The 18,042-nt window shown below is 52.4% G+C and carries 15 protein-coding genes and 1 riboswitch; of the genes, 7 read left to right on the top strand and 8 right to left on the bottom strand.

The features are described from left to right. Window positions 1-8 precede the first annotated feature (8 nt). The 6 genes from M4I36_RS03150 (at window position 9) to M4I36_RS03175 (ending at window position 7,140) form a co-directional block, all read left to right on the top strand. A complete protein-coding gene (locus M4I36_RS03150) occupies window positions 9-629 on the top strand; it encodes a signal peptidase I (RefSeq protein ID WP_258110209.1) in 621 nt (206 codons plus the stop codon). A 151-nt stretch (window positions 630-780) separates the two neighbouring features. Next, the gene (locus M4I36_RS03155; RefSeq protein WP_258110210.1) at window positions 781-2,175 is read left to right on the top strand and encodes a CalY family protein; all 1,395 of its coding nucleotides are present in this window, start codon (window positions 781-783) and stop codon (window positions 2,173-2,175) included. Between the two features lie 164 nt (window positions 2,176-2,339). Beyond that, complete coding sequence (locus M4I36_RS03160) at window positions 2,340-3,431, top strand: TasA family protein (protein ID WP_258110211.1); 1,092 nt, start codon at window positions 2,340-2,342, stop codon at window positions 3,429-3,431. A 148-nt stretch (window positions 3,432-3,579) separates the two neighbouring features. After that, window positions 3,580-4,761: a hypothetical protein gene (locus M4I36_RS03165; RefSeq protein ID WP_258110212.1), complete on the top strand. Its 1,182-nt coding sequence runs from the start codon at window positions 3,580-3,582 to the stop codon at window positions 4,759-4,761. Window positions 4,762-4,765: 4 nt separating this feature from the next. Then, window positions 4,766-5,740: a hypothetical protein gene (locus M4I36_RS03170; protein WP_258110213.1), complete on the top strand. Its 975-nt coding sequence runs from the start codon at window positions 4,766-4,768 to the stop codon at window positions 5,738-5,740. A 107-nt stretch (window positions 5,741-5,847) separates the two neighbouring features. Beyond that, window positions 5,848-7,140 (top strand): GGDEF domain-containing protein, encoded by a 1,293-nt coding sequence (locus M4I36_RS03175; protein ID WP_258110214.1) that lies wholly within the window; start codon window positions 5,848-5,850, stop codon window positions 7,138-7,140. A 395-nt stretch (window positions 7,141-7,535) separates the two neighbouring features. Here the strand turns inward: M4I36_RS03175 and M4I36_RS03180 are convergent, their stop codons facing one another. From M4I36_RS03180 to M4I36_RS03195, 4 genes are all read right to left on the bottom strand, one after another. After that, complete coding sequence (locus M4I36_RS03180) at window positions 7,536-7,691, bottom strand: hypothetical protein (protein WP_258110215.1); 156 nt, start codon at window positions 7,689-7,691, stop codon at window positions 7,536-7,538. Window positions 7,692-7,707: 16 nt separating this feature from the next. After that, complete coding sequence (locus tag M4I36_RS03185) at window positions 7,708-8,061, bottom strand: helix-turn-helix domain-containing protein (RefSeq protein WP_258110216.1); 354 nt, start codon at window positions 8,059-8,061, stop codon at window positions 7,708-7,710. Between the two features lie 62 nt (window positions 8,062-8,123). Beyond that, window positions 8,124-8,291 carry an anti-repressor SinI family protein gene (locus M4I36_RS03190; protein ID WP_258110217.1) on the bottom strand — a complete coding sequence of 56 codons (168 nt, stop codon included), beginning with the start codon at window positions 8,289-8,291 and terminating at the stop codon, window positions 8,124-8,126. Between the two features lie 39 nt (window positions 8,292-8,330). After that, window positions 8,331-8,441: riboswitch (cyclic di-GMP riboswitch) on the bottom strand. Window positions 8,442-8,818: 377 nt separating this feature from the next. Beyond that, window positions 8,819-10,042 (bottom strand): helix-turn-helix domain-containing protein, encoded by a 1,224-nt coding sequence (locus M4I36_RS03195; RefSeq protein ID WP_258110218.1) that lies wholly within the window; start codon window positions 10,040-10,042, stop codon window positions 8,819-8,821. Between the two features lie 670 nt (window positions 10,043-10,712). Between M4I36_RS03195 and M4I36_RS03200 the strand changes: the two genes are divergently transcribed. After that, on the top strand, window positions 10,713-11,969 hold the full coding sequence (locus tag M4I36_RS03200; RefSeq protein ID WP_258110219.1) for a G1 family glutamic endopeptidase: 1,257 nt from the start codon (window positions 10,713-10,715) through the stop codon (window positions 11,967-11,969). Between the two features lie 64 nt (window positions 11,970-12,033). Here the strand turns inward: M4I36_RS03200 and M4I36_RS03205 are convergent, their stop codons facing one another. From M4I36_RS03205 to M4I36_RS03220, 4 genes are all read right to left on the bottom strand, one after another. Then, on the bottom strand, window positions 12,034-13,707 hold the full coding sequence (locus M4I36_RS03205) for a putative glycoside hydrolase (RefSeq protein WP_258110224.1): 1,674 nt from the start codon (window positions 13,705-13,707) through the stop codon (window positions 12,034-12,036). Window positions 13,708-14,055: 348 nt separating this feature from the next. Beyond that, window positions 14,056-15,030: a carbohydrate ABC transporter permease gene (locus M4I36_RS03210; RefSeq protein WP_258110220.1), complete on the bottom strand. Its 975-nt coding sequence runs from the start codon at window positions 15,028-15,030 to the stop codon at window positions 14,056-14,058. Further along, window positions 15,027-15,980: a carbohydrate ABC transporter permease gene (locus M4I36_RS03215; RefSeq protein ID WP_258110221.1), complete on the bottom strand. Its 954-nt coding sequence runs from the start codon at window positions 15,978-15,980 to the stop codon at window positions 15,027-15,029. Before M4I36_RS03215 ends, M4I36_RS03210 begins: the two co-directional genes overlap by 4 nt. After that, window positions 15,977-17,320, bottom strand: a complete 1,344-nt coding sequence (locus tag M4I36_RS03220) for an ABC transporter substrate-binding protein (RefSeq protein ID WP_258110222.1) — start codon at window positions 17,318-17,320, stop codon at window positions 15,977-15,979. Before M4I36_RS03220 ends, M4I36_RS03215 begins: the two co-directional genes overlap by 4 nt. Window positions 17,321-18,042 lie beyond the last annotated feature (722 nt).

Consider the following 18,042-nt stretch of genomic DNA (forward strand, 5'->3'; position numbering starts at 1 on the left):
GACTTTGAATGACCATCGTCAAACGCACGCTGAATATTTTTAACGCCATCATTGTCACCCTGTTGGTTATCGTCTTCGCTTCCACGCTGTACCTGACCATCTCTTCTAGAGCCAACAACGGCAATCCGACCGTGGCTGGACAGACGATGTACGAGGTGCTGTCTGGGTCGATGGAGCCGACTTTCGATACGGGATCCGTCATTTTTGACAACCCCCACGTCAACATCAACGCGTTGCATAAAGGTGACATCATCACGTTCCATCTACCGAAGAACTCTGGTTTCAACGGCATGACGGGAGTACTCGTGACACACAGAATTGAGCGCGTTTTTCACGAGAACGGTCAGATTGAGTTTCAAACCAAGGGCGATGCCAATCCGTCTGTCGACCCCTGGGTGGTGAAACCGCAGAACATCGTGGCACAATATGACAACTTTACCATCCCTTACGTCGGCTACTATCTCAACTTCATTCATGGACGCTGGGGCGACGGCTTGTTGCTGATTATTCCGGGAGCATTCTTGGTGATTTCCAGCATGATTACTCTGTTCCGAGAAGTTCTCTCTCTACAACGCCGGGCGTCAAAGCCAGCGGCAGTGACCAGCGAAGGTGAAAACCTTCCGCAGTAGGGCAGCACGTCGTCTTCCGTCTTAACCATCTCATGGTTTGAACCTTCGCGAGCGAGCAAGTCGGGGTAAAGGGTTGTCATTCCTCCGAAAAAGCTTGGCCAGAGGGATCAAATAGATAAATTGAATCTATCAAGTAGGAGGGTAGATAGGTATGAAAGTTGGCATCAGCGGGAAGTTCGGCATGGCAGCAGCAACGTCTCTGGTCGGTTTAGCCATGATGGGCGCAGGAAGCTTTGCATTGTTCACGGCGCATGCGAGTACTGGAACAACGTCCGTTGCCGCTGGGACCGTGGATGTAGACGTTAAGGCGGGCGCTCAAGCATTCTCCGATTTGGCACCGATCAATATGACCAATATGGTCCCTGGCGACACGGTTGGGTCTTACGTAGTGGTCAAGAACTCGGGGAGTGTCAACGAGGTCATCGACGTTAATACCCATGCACACGGTCCTATATTTTGGATGGACGGTCTCAACAACGGAAAGATTACCACTGAGAGCTATTACTCATCAGCGAACGGGGTGCCGAGCATTAGCGAGAGCGCGTTACAGGACACAAATTCAAAGCTTTTTGGGTACCTGACAACCGACGACACTACCTATGGTCACTTCGCGAACTCCAAGGGGCAGACAGTATACAACTATTGGCAACCACGTTTGCTACCACATCCGAATGCTCATTACTCTTACGCAGCATCAGATGGGGGATTCGAATCGTATGACTACCGGAACGGCGATAGCAGCACCTATTCGGATAACAATCCGGCATACTACGACATCAGTTATGGGATATATGACCAGAAACCGGTGGTTAGCATGCAGCCAGGTACCCCTGGGGCCAATGGGATGACGACAATGCCTAGCTTCACCATTGATTCCACGAGTGGACAGCCCCTTTCTCCGGTTTCGTCGCCCATTGTGAGCAACCAGCTAACAGCGACCTATACCGAAGCGGGTTGGACGCTTCCAGATCAGAAACAAGCGAACGCCTCTGCATCGACGAACTTCACAGAGTCTGGATCTGGCGCGGTTACAGAACCAATCGGGCTGAAAGGTTTTAGCGGGAATACGGAAGTCGACGGAATCGTCTTGGCACCAGGCCAGTACATGGTTCTTGAATATACTGGAAAGCTTCCGTTAGTAGCCGGAAATGACTATCAGGATGCGTGGGGAAACGTTCGGGTCGGCATCGATGCAGCTCAATGGGAGAATAACCACACGCCGAATCCGTCCGCAAATGGAGGCACCGGTGAAGGGCATTTGCAGACACTTCCAACGTATTCTAGTTCTGAATCGGGAGATGCCTTTTTCGTAAAGGTCTTTGGTCCAGATGGTGTCAAGCCAAGTGAGAGCACCACACTTTCGGATTTCCAAAGCTACTACAGCAACTATATCGATAAGGGATACATGAGCAATGTTACTGCGGGTACTTATACAACTGGCAGTGATAGTCCCGGTGTTATGCTGACTTTTGATTACACATCTAACGGGAGCGATCTCTCACCGAAAGCATTGGTAAGACAGATAAAGCATGATTATTTTCTCTGACCATAAGCTGAATTTTGCATCACGCTTCCAGGTGGGCCCGTGGACAGTTTCGTGTTGGTTTGAACCTTCTGTAAAGAGCCTTGCGGGGTAAAGGGTGATTTTCCTCCGTAGCGCTAAGGAAGAAGGATCAAATATAAAAAAACAGTATTCGGAGGGATTCTAAGATGGGAATGAAGATGACGTCGAAGTTGGGCATGGCGGCAGCGACATCGCTGGCCGGATTGGCAATGATGGGCGCAGGAAGCTTTGCATTGTTCACGGCGCATGCATCTACGCCTACGCAGAGCTTTGCTGCAGGCACGGTGGACATTGCGGTGAATTCTACAACACCACAAGCTTTTTCTAACCTAAAGACCATCTCCATGCACAATCTAGTGCCAGGTGACTACGTTGGCGGTGCTCTTGTCGTTGAGAACACTGGCAGTGTAGACGAGGTATTGAAAATCAACACGCATACTCACCCCAACGGAAAAGGGCAACACTCTCCAATCTTCTGGCCGGATGGCATTAATAATGGCGAAGCGACAATGCTGAATGGGTACAAAGAGGGTACGGGAGTGTTCCCCGACGGATTTACGTTTGCGGAGCCAGCGTCTATGGCGGACTCGGTGGCGCAAAAAACATATGGCCCGGACTATTGGCAACCACGCACATTGCAACAGCCCCGTTGGAGTACAAAAAACAGCGGGTACGAGTCGTACGACTATGCGGAAGGTCGAACAACGACATACACAGATGACCACCCTGCTTGGTATACGGAAACTTTCAGCGTGTATGCCAATGGTACTGCTCCGACCGTGACCATGACCCCCAATGCGAACACAAATGGTGTAACGAAGGCACCTACTTTCAACGTTACCGGGGGCACGCTGGCGTCTAGCAGTGACATTAAGACCGTCGGGAATGCAACCAATGACATTACCTATACCTATACTCCGGCCGGTTATCAAAACGGTACAGGATTTTCTGGAAATAAAGGAACAATCGGGAATGAGGCACCTTCGTTCTCAACCGAGGAGTTCTCCGGAAAGTCTTCTGTCCAGGGCATCGTGCTCAAGCCTGGTCAGTACTTGGTGATTGAATACACCGGTCACCTGCCACTGCTTGCAGGAAATGACTATCAAGACACATGGGGTCAACTGAGAATCGGCATCGATGCAGCACAATGGGAGAATAACCATACGGACAGTCAGAATCCGACTGATGTCAATCAGAACGCTGGGACAATCCAACCTAGTAGCACATTCACGGCGTAATTGAAGGGCATGTGTTAACGCGGTCGGTCTCTCAGCAGGAGATGGACGGCTAAATACTTGTGCCGCTGTGTCACGGAGATTTCGTAAAATTTCAGTGGACACACAGCATTCTAAGCGCTCTACCTAATTTTGTTTGGAGGTTAGCCTGATGAAGAAGAAAGCCCTGTATTATGTGGCGTTGACCAGTCTCTCGGCGATGATACCGCTTGGCGTCACGGGGAGCTATGCTCTCTTCACAGGTTCCGCATCGAGCCAGACCGCGAATTTCGCGGCTGGCACGGTGGGGGTAAACCTCCAAACTCCATCTTGTGCACCGAATGCCTTTGAGTCTGAGCTGCCGGAAAGTAGCCAAAACGACAAAAGCAGCCAACGACCGTTGCTTGCTGGCCCCATGGATGGTGTCCGGCTGAACAACGGAATGCGCTTCGCCAATCCACGATTCCTTCTTCTCTCGAATATGGCGGTGTATGAAGTGACCAATAGCGGATCGGTCAATGAATGGGTTTCCCTTGATTATGAATATCAGTACGATTCTGCGTCCATCAAAGATCAATTGACTGGAAATTATTATATTTTGACCGAGAATCAGGCGACTTCATCGCCAAGTGCATCCGAGATTGATGGATTGGCACAGGATTTGAAAGACCACTATAACTCTTGTCAGCAATCTGCGGCAGAGCGGTTTTCAAACGACCCCAATCAACAGGCGACTCAGTGCAAGCAAAACTTTGGGGACTGGCTGCAAAATTGCTTGTCCAACCCGAATGTGCATGAGAATTTTCGGTGGTTCCGCTCCCTCGCTGATCAGTCGGGAAATCAACGTTCCCAATTTACTGAAGACGTTTATCAACAGTGGCTAAGCCATTGCAACATCGATTTTTCTCAGGGTACGAGAGAGCAGCACGACATCGATTGGACAGACTGCGCGAAGAAGCTCATTGACGATGCAGGCAATGTGGGACTGCGTTATTGCCAGTCTGGCTATCAGGCACAGGGAACTTCTGATTGCAACGTCAACGAGGGACGCATGCATTTCGCTCCTTGGACTGGAACCAACTCGTTGCTGGACAGCGACCGGCCATTTCCTCTCGATAGTCCGTTCGGAAGTTGGGGAACTTCCACGTTCCCTGCCAACGGCCAAATTGGTAGAACAGATTGGTTTGAATTGAAGCCAGGGCAGGCAGCCTATGTACTCTATTCGCTCTTCTATACGAGAAACTCGCTCAATCCGCCATGCCAGGCGCCTCAAGGACAATTCACAACTTGGGCCAATGCGGTGCAGCACGAAAATGGGCCGTCCAATTTGAATGTCACGGCCAAAGGAGAATAACGGCATGACAATGTGGAAGCCGAACCTAGGCGATAAGCGGTTGCTCATTATGTTTAGCGGTGCGGTACTCGGAGTGTTCTTGCTCTCGGACGGTCTGTTCCGCATGACTGCGCTTGCGTCGACCCTTGGAGCCAGCCAGACGTTTCAAGGCGGAGTCGCATTTAGGAATTACAAGGACGGAACCAATATCTTTACGGATGTCACCAATCTCGTGCCAGGAGATACCCGAAGCGGCACAGTCAGTGTGGTCAATCAAACTCCGGATGCCGAGTACATCACGTTTAAGACCGTGGTTGGCGGGGCGTTGTTTGCGAACAACGGAACGACCGGAACGACCGGAACGACCATTTCTTCCACTTACATCTCCAAGGACTACGCAGGCACGGGCGACAATCCCACGTATGAATACGATGACCATCCACCGGAACTGTACGATACGGCGTATGTTTTAGGAGACCAAGCGGGCACCACGCAAAGTCAGGGTCCTTTTTCATCCACGGTCAAGTCGGGAACGTTCGTCGTACCGTCCGAGGGAACTTTGGTCATCAATTATACCTTGGATTGGCCACTGGTGGCGCATAACGACTACCAGGGAGCAACAGGACAGATGCAGGTGTTTGTGAAGGCGGTTGAAGACCCCAATTATCCGGTCCCGCCGCCGAAGCATCCCAACAGTCCACCGGGGAATCCGCTGTCCCCGCCGCCGAATAATCCACCACCGTCGCACTCCACACCGCCGCCGAAGAGCAATACACCGCCACCGAGCGGATCGGTCACGCCGAAAACTCCGAAGAGTCCTCCAACGACTCCGCCTACGAAGACGATCACGATTTCGGAGCCTGGTAAGGGGAATGTGGTTGGCGCGACCAAGCCGGTTACTGGTCTACCGTTTTTCACTATGCTGGGAGAGTCTATCACGATGATGGGACTCGGTGCATTCACGCTCTGGCTTGCATTTCGCCGGAAAAAGCCAAGATAAACGTCCCATCTAAGGAATCTACCTGTTGTTAACAGCGAAGTGAGCAGGTAGAATAGAGAGCAACAATCCTGTGGATCGGGCTGTCGAATGGTGTCGGAGGGATACGAGTGGACCTAGTGAAAATCCCGAAAGCAAAACATACACTGAATTCTGTAGACGGAAGGCCGCGCGAGTGGCCTCCGTCGCGTCGAGAGCCGGTGCTTAGCGTGGACGAGCCTACCGATGGGAATTCACAGGAAAACATGTTGTTGAACGTACCCGCTGGGGTTTCTCTGGCGCGTGGTAGTTCTTCGTCTCTAGGGAGCCCCCGGATGGGTTCCGGCGAATTGGCAGGAGGGGCCGAGAGGGCTAGCGAAGAACGTACGGAGACGGATGCGCGTAGAGTAGCTTTGCGTGAGGAGGGCGGCGAAGAGACGAGAGAACGATTCGCGCCTACGACGAAACCGATGAGCGCGGACCGCGCAGGTTCTGGAATGGGACCTGGCGTCCAAGCGGACATTCTGCTCTACGAGCACATGGATATTCTGTCCGACGCGTTTCGCTCGGCCGCAGACCCGATGGCGGTACTTCGCCAAGAACCCGATGGCCGCTTTCGCTATGTGCTGGCCAATCCTGCAGCACAAATTCGGCTGGGCGGCTGGCACGGTTTGGTGGGGCAATATTTAGAAGATGTTCATGATGTGCACGTATTGGAGCGACTGTTGGGCCACGCTCGGGAAGCAGCCTTCGGCGCAGAGCGCGAAGTAGTGGATGTCAACTTCGGGTCGTGGAGTGGAGAAGTCGCATTTGACTTGCTGACAGCGCGCTTTCCTCAACATCGCTATTTGTTGTTGACCGTGCGTGATATTTCTGCCCGCAAACGGTACGAGAAGAAATTGAAGCGCGCCGCCTATAGGGACGCTTTGACGAATTTACATAACCGTCGGTATTTGGACCGTTGCTTGCGACTTCTGCGTAAGTCTCGCGCTACCTATGCTATGTTTTATATTGATTGCGACAATTTTAAATCGGTGAACGACCGGTACGGTCATGATGCCGGAGACGCTTTCCTCATTCAATTCGCTGGGCGTCTACGAGGGACGGTGCGTCAGCGCGATGTCGTGGTGCGTCATGGAGGAGATGAATTCATCGTCTTGTGCCGAGTCCATGGCTTGGAGGAATGTCATCTTGTAGGTCAACGTCTGGTGCGTGCGTTGAGCGGGACGTATACGATTGCGGGAGTCACGGTGGACGGTGGCGTGAGCGTCGGGGCTGCCTGTTATCCCGTGCAAGTGGCGAGTCTTGAAGATTTGGTCATGACTTCAAACGAAGCTCTTCATCAGTCAAAGCATGATCGCAAAGGCCAATTGACGGTGTATCGTACCGCGTCACCCCGAGTCGAGTCGTTGCTGAAGCGTTAATCGGTGCGACGGATGTGCGTTGGCCGACTCAGATTCCTGCGGCAGAGGAGCGCTTTGGTGATTGGGGGCGCTCACGGATAAAGTGCGCATTTATGGTGAAGCCGATATTCACGTATGAAATACGCATTCATGGTGGGGCACATATTCACGGATAAAACGAGCATTCATGGTGGGGCACATATTCAATGCGATGCCTGCCTTCATAGATGTGTTGATGAAATCCACATAGCATCTTGGATATAGGAAACACCTGGGCAACGCCTTGTCTCTTAGTTCCTATATACTGCGCGTTTTAGCGCGAGATTCTCTTCAAAAACAAAATGCACGCTCCCGGACAACGGGTGGCGTGCAATTCTCCATGCTCGGCTTGCGATTCCCAAGACTGCGAGTGCAACTTAGCGTAACCGCTTGCTACGGCTAACGTCCGTGACAAAAATCAGAGTTGGCCGGTGCAACATGCGCGGGATGGGGATGTACCAGCGCCGGATGTTTGGCACCCCCGCTTCACGAACAACCGGGAGTGGCCTCATGATGTCGTCTGTTCTGGCCATGACCCCAAAAGCGATATCAGTTGTTTTGCTGACTTCTTCTCCACCGCTGGTATTCGAGAAACTGTCGAAACTCTTCCTTGTCTATGCCGGACTGTTTCGCTTCGCGCGCAATTTGCAACCAGTCTTCATCCAATCCAAAAGGATTGGCGTTGGGAGACGAGGTAAGACCGCGCGCTTCATCAGGAAGAAGGTCGACCATGGGTACGTCAAGCACCGCAGAAAGCTTCTCCAGAACTTGGATGGATGGGTTGTGCTGCTTGTCGCGTTCAATCATGCTAAGGTATGATTTCGCAATGCCAGCCCTGTCTGATAGTTCGGTGAGCGACCAACCCCGAAGCTTGCGCAACGTCTGAATTCGTTTTCCAATCACCGCATTCCCTGCCTACTCCTTGTCAGATAACTGTCAGGGTTTCGCGGCGGAATTGACCGCGATTAACCTTCGAGTGTCGAGCGATGGAGGTCAGAAGCGAGAAACGTGCGAATCTCGTCCTTCGTAAAGCCCCAATCTCGCGCCTGTGCAATAATGGCTTCCCATTCATCGGCTGGCGCTGTGTTTGCAGAAACCTCATTGCTCCTTATTGAAACATAATTTCCCAACATTGCCCCTCTACCCCTTATCGGTTCGATTTCCGACCGATCCCGTGCAACTCAGCCATCGTAGTCCGTCGCTGTGTAGGACATGTCTTTTTGTCGACCGTAGACCTGTAGTTTTGCGCCCCCGCTTTTCAGCCTGGTTTGCCCTCAGGGATGTTGGATAGAGATACTATATCACGCCATATTTTTTCAGACAACTTCTTGACATTTTTTTCGCCATCAAATTTGCACCGTATTGGAGCGCACGGTCAATTCGGGAAGAACGGGTTAGCGGGGCAAACGAATGCCCGCACCAAAGTGGGCGGGCAGAAATGTTGGAATGAGGCGACTCAGGCTGTACTTTTTGGTTGTTACTGAGAGAATCGACTCCGCCTGACATGTCTCATGACCGGAATGAGTACCGTGTTGCACCGAAGCGGTCTGAAAAGCTAGACGCTAGAGTGTGGGTGGAAGCGGTCCTCCAAGCAACGGAGCTATCACGGCCACCAACAGGAACGCAGAACTAGCCACCCAGAACCACTTGGACAGTTTTTTCATTCCACATGCCTCCTCTCCACAGATGGATTTTTCACAGAAACCACTTCCATCAGATTCATGAGCCGAGTGAAGTCGCGGTAATGAATGGTCTGCGACTCGGCGTAAGCACGGTGAACAGCATGCCGCGCTAAATCGAATCTTTTGAATACTATATAATACTCTGCAACGCCTGTCCATAGCCGTATTCGAAGGGGACCGTTCAAAGGGAGCAAGTCAATCTTGTCTAAAGCCTCCTGGCCGAACGCTTCGTCACGCAGGGCCGCCGCAAGTAATATGTGTTCCTCGAGGAGGCGAGCGGCCAACTCTGGGCGATGAGGGCAGTCGCCATACTCGAGCAGCAATTCTTTAGCAGCCTGATATTCTCCGGAGAGTCGGTGGAGAACAATCCGAATGTGGCGAAGCGCCTCCATCAAGCCGTCGGGATGAAGCAGGCTATTCAGGTGTTCGATCCGCTGCATTACCGCCGGGACTCCCTCGGTCAAAGCGCGATCGAACTGAGTCGCAATCCAGCCAACACGCGCCCATGCTTCCACCACGCCGTCGCCGCTCTCTGAAGAGGCTTCGATGGCAGAGCGATAGCATTCGTCGGCGCGAGGCAGGTCGCCAAGCATCAGATATCCGGTTCCTAGATTGACTTGGCTGCGGGCCCAACGTGCATCCGATGTACTCACGGAATGCCCGGCAAGTTGCGTAAACGTAATAAATTGGTCCACTTGGCCCAATTCACGGAAACAACGGGCGAGAATGCTCAGCAGTTCGTAGGTGGATGCGTGTTGGCCGGGAAAGTCTTCTGCCACAAACAGAGGCAACAGCAAGTTCAAGGCCTCTTGCCAGCGTGCGAGGTGAGTGAGTGCCATCGCTTGATGCCACCGCGCCAGGGTGACCAGTGACGGAATGTGGTTGGACTTGCCCACGACCTGCACGGTAACCCAGCAATCGTGTGCATTCTGCCAGTTTTTTTGAGACTCCGCGAGTTCCGCCTGCTGCACTAAAGTGGTGGAAATCCGCTGAATCTCCTCGTCCTCTTGCCCAGAAAAGAAAACGGCAGGGGAAACTTGCAATTTGCTTGCAAAATGCTGCAGCATTTCGTAACTTGGCATGCGCTTGTTGGCTTCCAGCAATGCGATGTGCGATCTCGATATCCCCACGGTCGCCAAATCGCTTTGCTTCAAGTTTCGTTCTGTGCGAAGTTGTCTGAGAATTTCCCCGAATGAACTCAACGAACCAGCCCCTCTATCGCTAGGACAACCGCATATCCACCACGATGAAGAGCCTACACGAAGACCAAGTCCATCGAACAACGCTCACTCCATGGGCCGCGAAACCCATGCAGCGCCCACTCAAAGCTCTGCGGAGCCAAACTCATGCGGGCTCAGATGGCCGCCCATCCAGTTTTTTAGAGCGAAGGCGACGGTAAAGCGTACATTTCTCAAAAGAATGAGTATCCCTGTGTAACCTGAGTTCGCGTCAGGTGTGGCGACAGCCGCACCGACTCTCGCAGTGAACCCGGTCGACGAGTGGTCGCGCGCGTTCACCGCCGATTGCGGCACATGCCAAGGGCGACGAATACTCCCGCGTAGGGCGAGTTGCGGGGATACGAGTTGCGACGGTATGAGTCGCTATCGCGCCGCGACCGATGTTGCAGTCAGAGACCGAGGCTCGGTTGGTGCCGCCGCTGCTGCCATGTCTTCCATCTCTCTGATGTCTGAAGGGTCTTCAGGGCATGTAAACCAAGGTCTGGAGCTTCAGCGTGTAAACCATTCTTTACTATTCATTCTATCAATTCTGATATTGTGAATTCAAGGCCGACGCGCAACGCGTCGAAAGTTCCATCGAGGCGCTCCGGCGCCAATCCATCCCTATCCATCATTTTCGAGGAGGAGTCGTGACATGGTAGACAGAGTGTCCAAGAACAAGAAGCGAGAGAACAAGCCGTCGAGACCGTCTGAGGGGGCGTCGAGCCGCATCCCGACCAGACGTCGTCGTCGCCGGCAACTGCAAGGTGCTGCGTTTGCTTCCGTGGCCGTTGGTGTCGGTATGGTACTGATGGGAGCTGCCGCCCCGCCCCAGAGTAGCGGAGCGGGTGCAGCGGGATCGACCCCAGTGTCTCAAGTTCCAGGCATGCCATCGCCGGGCGGTACATCCGGTGGTGGACCGATGCACGGCACGGCGCCCACGCATACCGTCGCCCCACTCACGGTGAAGGTGCTTCCGGGCGGTGTTCATCAGTATGAATTCCTCATTGGCGGCAAACTGAACATCATGACGACAGCTCCTGCGTCCTTTCATCCTTTGACGGCGACCAACGCCGAGTTGCAGAAGTACGGATTTCCTCTGCGGCCCACGGCGCCTGGACAATTGCGGATGTGGCAGAAGGCTATGGCGCACTGGAAGTCAAGCCCGCGTCCAACGGTTACGGTCACCGACATTTACAACCGCATGCTGTTCAGCCACTCTGTAGCGCATACGCCGTCGCAAAGGATTGTCAATGGAACTACGGAGTCTTCCAACTGGTCAGGGTACTATACGGATTCCAGTTACAATCGGTGGGATGCCGCGCAAGGCTCGTTCATACAACCTACCGACTATTCTAGTTCGCCCAACAAATATGAGTCCGGCTGGGTTGGCCTCGGTGGAGTGAATTCGGGGGCGCTGATTCAGGATGGTACGCAGATGAACGCGGGCCAATATGGAGCCTGGTATGAGTATCTTGGCAATGGTGGAGCAGGTGTTCCAGAAATCAACTTCAACTCCATCACGGTCAATCCTGGGGACCAAATCTACACCTTTGTTTCGTATGACCCGAACAATGGACAAGCCTACTTTTACGTGGAGGACGAGACGAACGGTACGTCTCAATCGGCCACGGTCGACCTGGGCAGCGACTATTATGACGGGACGACTGCGGAGTGGATCAACGAGCGGCCTGAAATCGGCAGCAGTCTCTCGCAACTCGCCGATTACGGCACGCAGACGTGGACTGGAGCTCAGGCTTACAACGCTTACACAGGCAACTGGGATAATGTCGGGGATGTGACGAATAACGCGATCGACATGTACAGTTCTGGTGGGCAACTGTTGTCCGCCGCTGGATCGCTCGCGTCAAGCACGTCCTGGACGGATACCTGGTATGCCAGTGGAAATTGATGCCATGAGTGCGCTCGGCGGCAGGTGTGAGTTGGCTGTCGCCTGTGGACACTAGGATTCTCGGTTAAATGCCCGGCGAATAGACATTCGCCGGGTTCCAGATGAAATACTGGTCAATGCCGTTTTCCCTCAGCGCCTCAATTTGCTGCTGAACTTGGGCGGTGTTGTAATATTGGTAGTTTCCTGCGCCGAGGTAACTAGCGGTGTAATCCTGAATCCATGGGATTTGCACCGGCGGATGGGCGAGTCCAGCGAGACTCTTTTTCTCGGCCCGCTCGAAGTCCATGACCACCTGATAGGGGTGCAAGTCAGGCCGTGAAATGCCGAAGTAGCCGTAGCCCCAGAGAGAAGGGTAGATCATCGGTGAGATGACATCGACATTTTTGCTAATTCGCCGATAGCTCTGTCCGACACTGGTCGACTCATGGATAGTCGCAGTGTATCCGAGGATGTCGACCGCGACCTGCACGTGATAAGGTTGCAATTGTCTGCGCGCATACTTAATGAAGTCGGTCACGGCATCCACACGCAAGCCCCCTAGAATTTGTGACGAAGAAAACTGGGGTGCTTGTGGCTTTTGCGTTGCCAGCTCACGTAGAGTTCTTGAAATCGCAGCTAATTGACGCTCACTGCGCTTAAATGCCATGGCCTGAGACAGTGTCCGCAGAGGTCGTCCAGAACTTTTGGCAGTCGACGCGATGCTCTCTGTCTGGAGGGCACGCTCGAGTTCGCTTTGACGTTGTTTCAAAGTGCGCAAACGAGTGTCATAGGCTGCAAGCTGACGACGATAAGCCTGCGTTGCGACTTTCTCATCTCGAGGTTCTCTCCCCTGAAAAGGCCCCATGCTGTATTGAAGCTGGCCAAGCATGCTCGGAAACGCTGCTGGGAAGCGGACAAAGTCAAATTGGATTTGCTCAAAACCGAGTTTTGCCGCCTGTTCTGCAACCTCCACGTTGTACTTCCAGACTGCTGGAACAAATGGGTTGGTGTATGCTTCTCCTTGCAATCCATACCACAATTTCCCGTTGATCCGGTAGGAATCTTTCGGATGGGCCTGTGCATAGAGCGTATCTTCAAAGACGCAAAGTCGTGCAATGGGATAAATGTGATTCGCTTTTAACGTGGCCATCATCTCTCTGGGATGAGGAATGATGGGTCGACTAAACGGCTTTAGTTTGGGGTTGTTCGTTGGAAATGTAATATCCCCGTCATCGATTTTCACATCGATGACCATGCTGTTGAGCGAAGAGTGACGGACCATGTTGACTAAATAGTCAAAGGTATTTGGGTTTCCAGCGGTATACGCGGTCAAATAAATCCCGTGAATATGGTGCGGTTTGGGGACGCCTAGGCTGTAGTTTTTGCTGGGACGCGCCGTAGGGGGACCGGACACGAGGGCGGAGAGCGCATGGCTGTCCGCATGTGTTGTCGTTTGGGAAGAAGCTGGGCCCTCGCCGTTCGCGCTTGCCGAATTGTCCTTCGCACTCGAACCAGCACTTGACTGTGTGGAAGTCCCGGTGCCGGATTTTGGCGGGGAAAGAGCTGACTTCGACGCAGGAGATGCACCTGTTGAGGTGGTATCGCCAGTTGTCGCAGAGGACTTGGATAGATTTGGCGTACCGGATGCCGCAGGGCTGCCGGAAACGGGCATGGTCGAACACGACGTCACAAACGGGAGAAGGACGAGCAATGTCCATCCCAGTTTTTTTGTGCGCCAAGTTTTGAAATGTATGTTCATCAACGTTCGGGTCTCCTTCAAGTAAACAACTTGCCAAAAGCTGAAACGGCCCAATAGGCGAATAGACTAGGTTACGCCTGTGGAGTGCGCATCCTTGTCGAAGATGCGCAGAATATGCTGATCCTATCATACTACGAATTGTGAGCAATCTTGAACGCGCGTTTTTGTGTTGAGAAGTGGACGGTTGCGCTACTTTGAGCAGAGATACGTGGGTATCCAGGAAAGGGCTTTCGTGTTAAGAACAGAGAACGTGAGGGGAATGGCGCTTTAGCGCGCTGAGGAAGCGACGAACCTAGCACGGAACACGCAAGGGAGCAGGGGGTAGGTCCACCCCCGCCGAATGAGTTGCTATTGTAGTCCACCCGCACTGACTCCTCCGCGCCAAAATCGCTGGAGAAGGAGGAAGGCGACAATGAGAGGTACCACCGAGATGAGTACGCCCATCACCAACATTCCAAAAACATCTGGAGGTGCCCCTCCATAGGTCGAGACGGAGTCGAGTTGGTAGAGTCCGAGTGTGACCGGATAAAGTCTGTCGTTTGAAAGCATGACAAGTGGTAAGAAAAAGTTGTTCCAAATGGTGACGAATTGAAACAGCATGATGGTAACTAACGATGGACCCATGAGGCGCAAACCGACAGACGTGAAGACGCGCCACTCGCGGGCGCCGTCAATTCTTGCCGCGTCCAGGAGTTCATTCGGAACGCCAGTCGATGCATAAATACGGGCTAGATAGACTCCGAAGGGACTGACAAGGCTGGGCAAAAAGACGGACCAATAGGTGTTGGTCGCATGGATCGAGTTGAACGTCAGGTAGAGAGGGAGAGCGAGAGCGGTCACCGGGATCATCATTCCGCCAAGAACTAAAGAAAACGCCAAGCGCTTGCCGAAGAAGTCGAACTTCGCAAACGTATAGCCGGCAGCCGCTGCGAACAGTGTGGCAATCGCTGCGCCGACTCCTGCGTATAGAAGAGTGTTGACAATCCAACGCATGAACACGTCGTTATCATAGCTGAACAGTTGACGAAGATTCTCCATAAAATTCACGTGGTTGCCAAACCAAAAACCAAAACTGGAAAAGAGTTCGCCGGAGTTTTTCGTGGATGAGACGAGCAGCCACCATACGGGCAATAAAAAATAAAGGCCCATCAGAAACAGCACGGCTAATAAACCAGTCCGTTGCCAGGGCGATAGTGGACGTTCGCCTCCCGATAAAATAACTGGGTGCCGCGACCGACGAGGATTCTTGTTGCCACCATCCCCTGCGAGAGTGCCGCGACCGTGTAAGCTCCGCGATGTGTCTGACACTGCGTTCGTGCTCATAGGCCTGACCTCCGTTGAACAATGCGCAGGAATCCGAATGACAAGATGACTGTCACGATGGCTAAAAATACCGAAATCGCTGCAGCATAGTAGTAGTTATTGGCTGTAAATGCCTCCGTGTACGCATACATGTTGGGGGTGTAATTGCTTGACACGGTATCCGTAATAGCGTGCAAGACGAAGGGTTCGTTGAACAGCTGCAGTGTCCCAATAATCGAGAATACGCCTGTCATGATGAGTGCGGGGACCAACTGCGGTATCTTAATGAACCATGCTTCGCGGAATCGGCCACAGCCGTCCACGCGTGCGGCTTCAAATTGGTCTTGTGGAATGGCGTTGAGCGATGCGGTCATGATGAGCATGTTGTACCCAGTCCACTCCCACGTGACAATGTTGACAAGCGACCAGAGAATCATTTGTGTGGACAGAAAGTTCACTCTTCCCGCACCCATACTGGCCAAAATATGCGTGTACGGACTCAACTGAGGTTCGTACAGAAACGACCAGAGGATGGCACCCACCACGCCTGGAATTGCGTAGGGCAAAAAGTATATCAGCCGAAAAAATCCTCGAAAGGGCGTTGTTTTCATGTCCAGCAACAGTGCGAGGATTAGGGCGAGACCAAGCGTCAGCGGCACATTGATAATGCCAAAGAGGAGGATATGCAAAACGCCTTGGCCAAATGTACCACTCGTGACCACGTGAATGTAATTGACGAGGCCATCGAAGGTCACTTTTGCCGGCCCAAAACCAAGCCCATTGGTGACCGAATGAAAGAAACTCTCGTAGATGGCGTAGACGAGCGGAACGATGACAAAAAGCAGAAAGCCAATGCCGAAGGGGGCCAATAGGGCCACCCCGGCAGAATTTTGGCGAGATTTGCGAAAGCGTCGCGGACGCGACGGTGGATTCGACTGTGTCCTGGAAGGAGTCGATGTCACTGCGCTCATTTCGTGGACACCGAGATTCCTTTAGATTTCAAGGTGGCTACTTCTGCTTTTTGCTCTTTTTGAATGGCTTGCCAGATGGTCCCGTGGCCCGTCAAGGCTTTGGACAAAAGATTGTCCAGATTGCTAATCACCGCTGGCATATTCGGTCCCCACTGCCAGTCTTCTTTCGTTGCGGTCGCATCCTTGCGGAAAATTTTCTCAACGTGTTCTCCACCAAAGTATTTTCTCGGCCCTTCGAGAGCGGGAGTATTCGGTCCCTTGATGGTTGCCGGCCAGCCATATCCGGCTTTCACATCGAGTTTGATAGCCTGCGGATTCATGTTAATCCACTTGGCGAAAGTCAATGCCGCGCGCGGATGTTTGGTGTCTTTGAAAACCGCAGTGGTCGATCCGCCATATTGCGCCTCATCATTCACTCCGGCGGTCCATTGTGGTGTCTCTGCAACTCTCCAGTCGCCTTTGGTGTGTGGTGCGTCGTCTCGCAAAATGGCGTCAAACCACTGTGCGCTGATAAGACTAGCGATTTTTCCGGTATCTAAGTCTTTGTACCAAGAAGTCACGAATGCTTTTCCAGTGTATACTTCATGAGCATTGACCATGGACTGCCAGTAGTCGGCAATTTTCTTGGTCGTTGGTCCGTCAATATTCACTTCCCAGGAATTGTTTTTTATCTTGAACCAATGTCCACCGTCCTGCCAAACCTCTGAAGCGAGCAACGTTGTGCTCGGCGGAAACTCTGTGAAGTAGATGTTGGGGTTCTTTTCGTGCAAAGTTTTCGCGTCTTGAGCTACTTCGGCCCAAGTGGTTGGAACGGATAGATGGTATTTCTTAAAGATTTTTTCATTGTAAAAGTAGCCAACCGGGCCGCCTGCTTGTGGGACCGCATAGGCAGCGTGGTTAAAGTTGACTTCGCGCCAGGCCCAAGGTTGAAATTTGGATTTGTCGGATGCAAATCCATATTGATCGAGGTTTAGAAGGCCACCTGTCCGAACGAAGGAAGGCAGTACGTCGAATTCAATCTGACCTACATCAGGCGGATTTCCGGCCTTGATGGCGGTGAACATTTTTGCATAGGTGCCATTGCTTCCGGTCGACACCATGTCCAGTTTCACGTGAATATGTGGATGCGTCTTGTTGAACGCTTTCACTGGGCCGGCCATGCCAGGCACCCAACTCCAAAACGTCAAGTCGACTACACCAGTGCGGGGCTTGGCGCTGGTTGTCGAAGTAGCTGGCGACGAACTGCTGGACGTGGATGCACTGGCAGTCCCGCAACCCGTGACGAGCAAGGCGGTGGCGACAACTCCTGCAGCGGTGAAAGTAGCAGCTTTTTTTCTCACGAGTGACCCTCCTCTAGGTTCATGTAGCCTTGTCTCGGATGTGTTTCGACAGGAACCAAGAGCATCGCTGGCCTTAAGGCGAGTGAGACATAGGATGCATGCACAGCGGCCCACTGGGGCGGAATTTATGTGTGCTCACATACCGTTTTCACATATCGTCTTAAGTCAAATAGTTACCTTAAATTTTTAAATATGTGCAATAGCAGCGTGAAACCTGTCGAAGCACCTCTTCATCAACAAGTTGTACCGCTTTCCTTGGGCAATTAGTTATTTGCAATTACCATTAATCAGTATAGTCCGCAGAGGGGTGGAATTCAACCCTTGGCGCTAGGCGCCATGGTAAGAGACGCCGAAGAGGACGTTTATTTGAGAAGGACGAGTGGGGGTTAAGAGAGACAGCTCGGTCTTCGATAAGAATCTAAGTCATATATTTACATAAAGGTTGCCAGTAAGATTGCCAACGGATCGGACCGTCAGGTCAAGCGTGAATACTCTGAATGAGCTAGAATGAGGGAAAGTACGAAAGAACATAGAGGCGGCGAGCAATAAGACTCTATCGGACGGACGTTGGCGGGGTGCGGTTTAGAGAGCAAGCTCTAGAAAGGGTGTCTTTTGTGAAATGCAAATATCCCATTCTTGAATTCGATTTAACACTACAACGCAGTAAATTTCCGCTGGACGTAGCCCGAAAAACATGATACGATTGGAGGCGGGATTCGGTT

Source organism: Alicyclobacillus sp. SP_1 (genome assembly GCF_024706985.1).
Taxonomy (GTDB): Bacteria; Bacillota; Bacilli; order Alicyclobacillales; family Alicyclobacillaceae; genus Alicyclobacillus_I.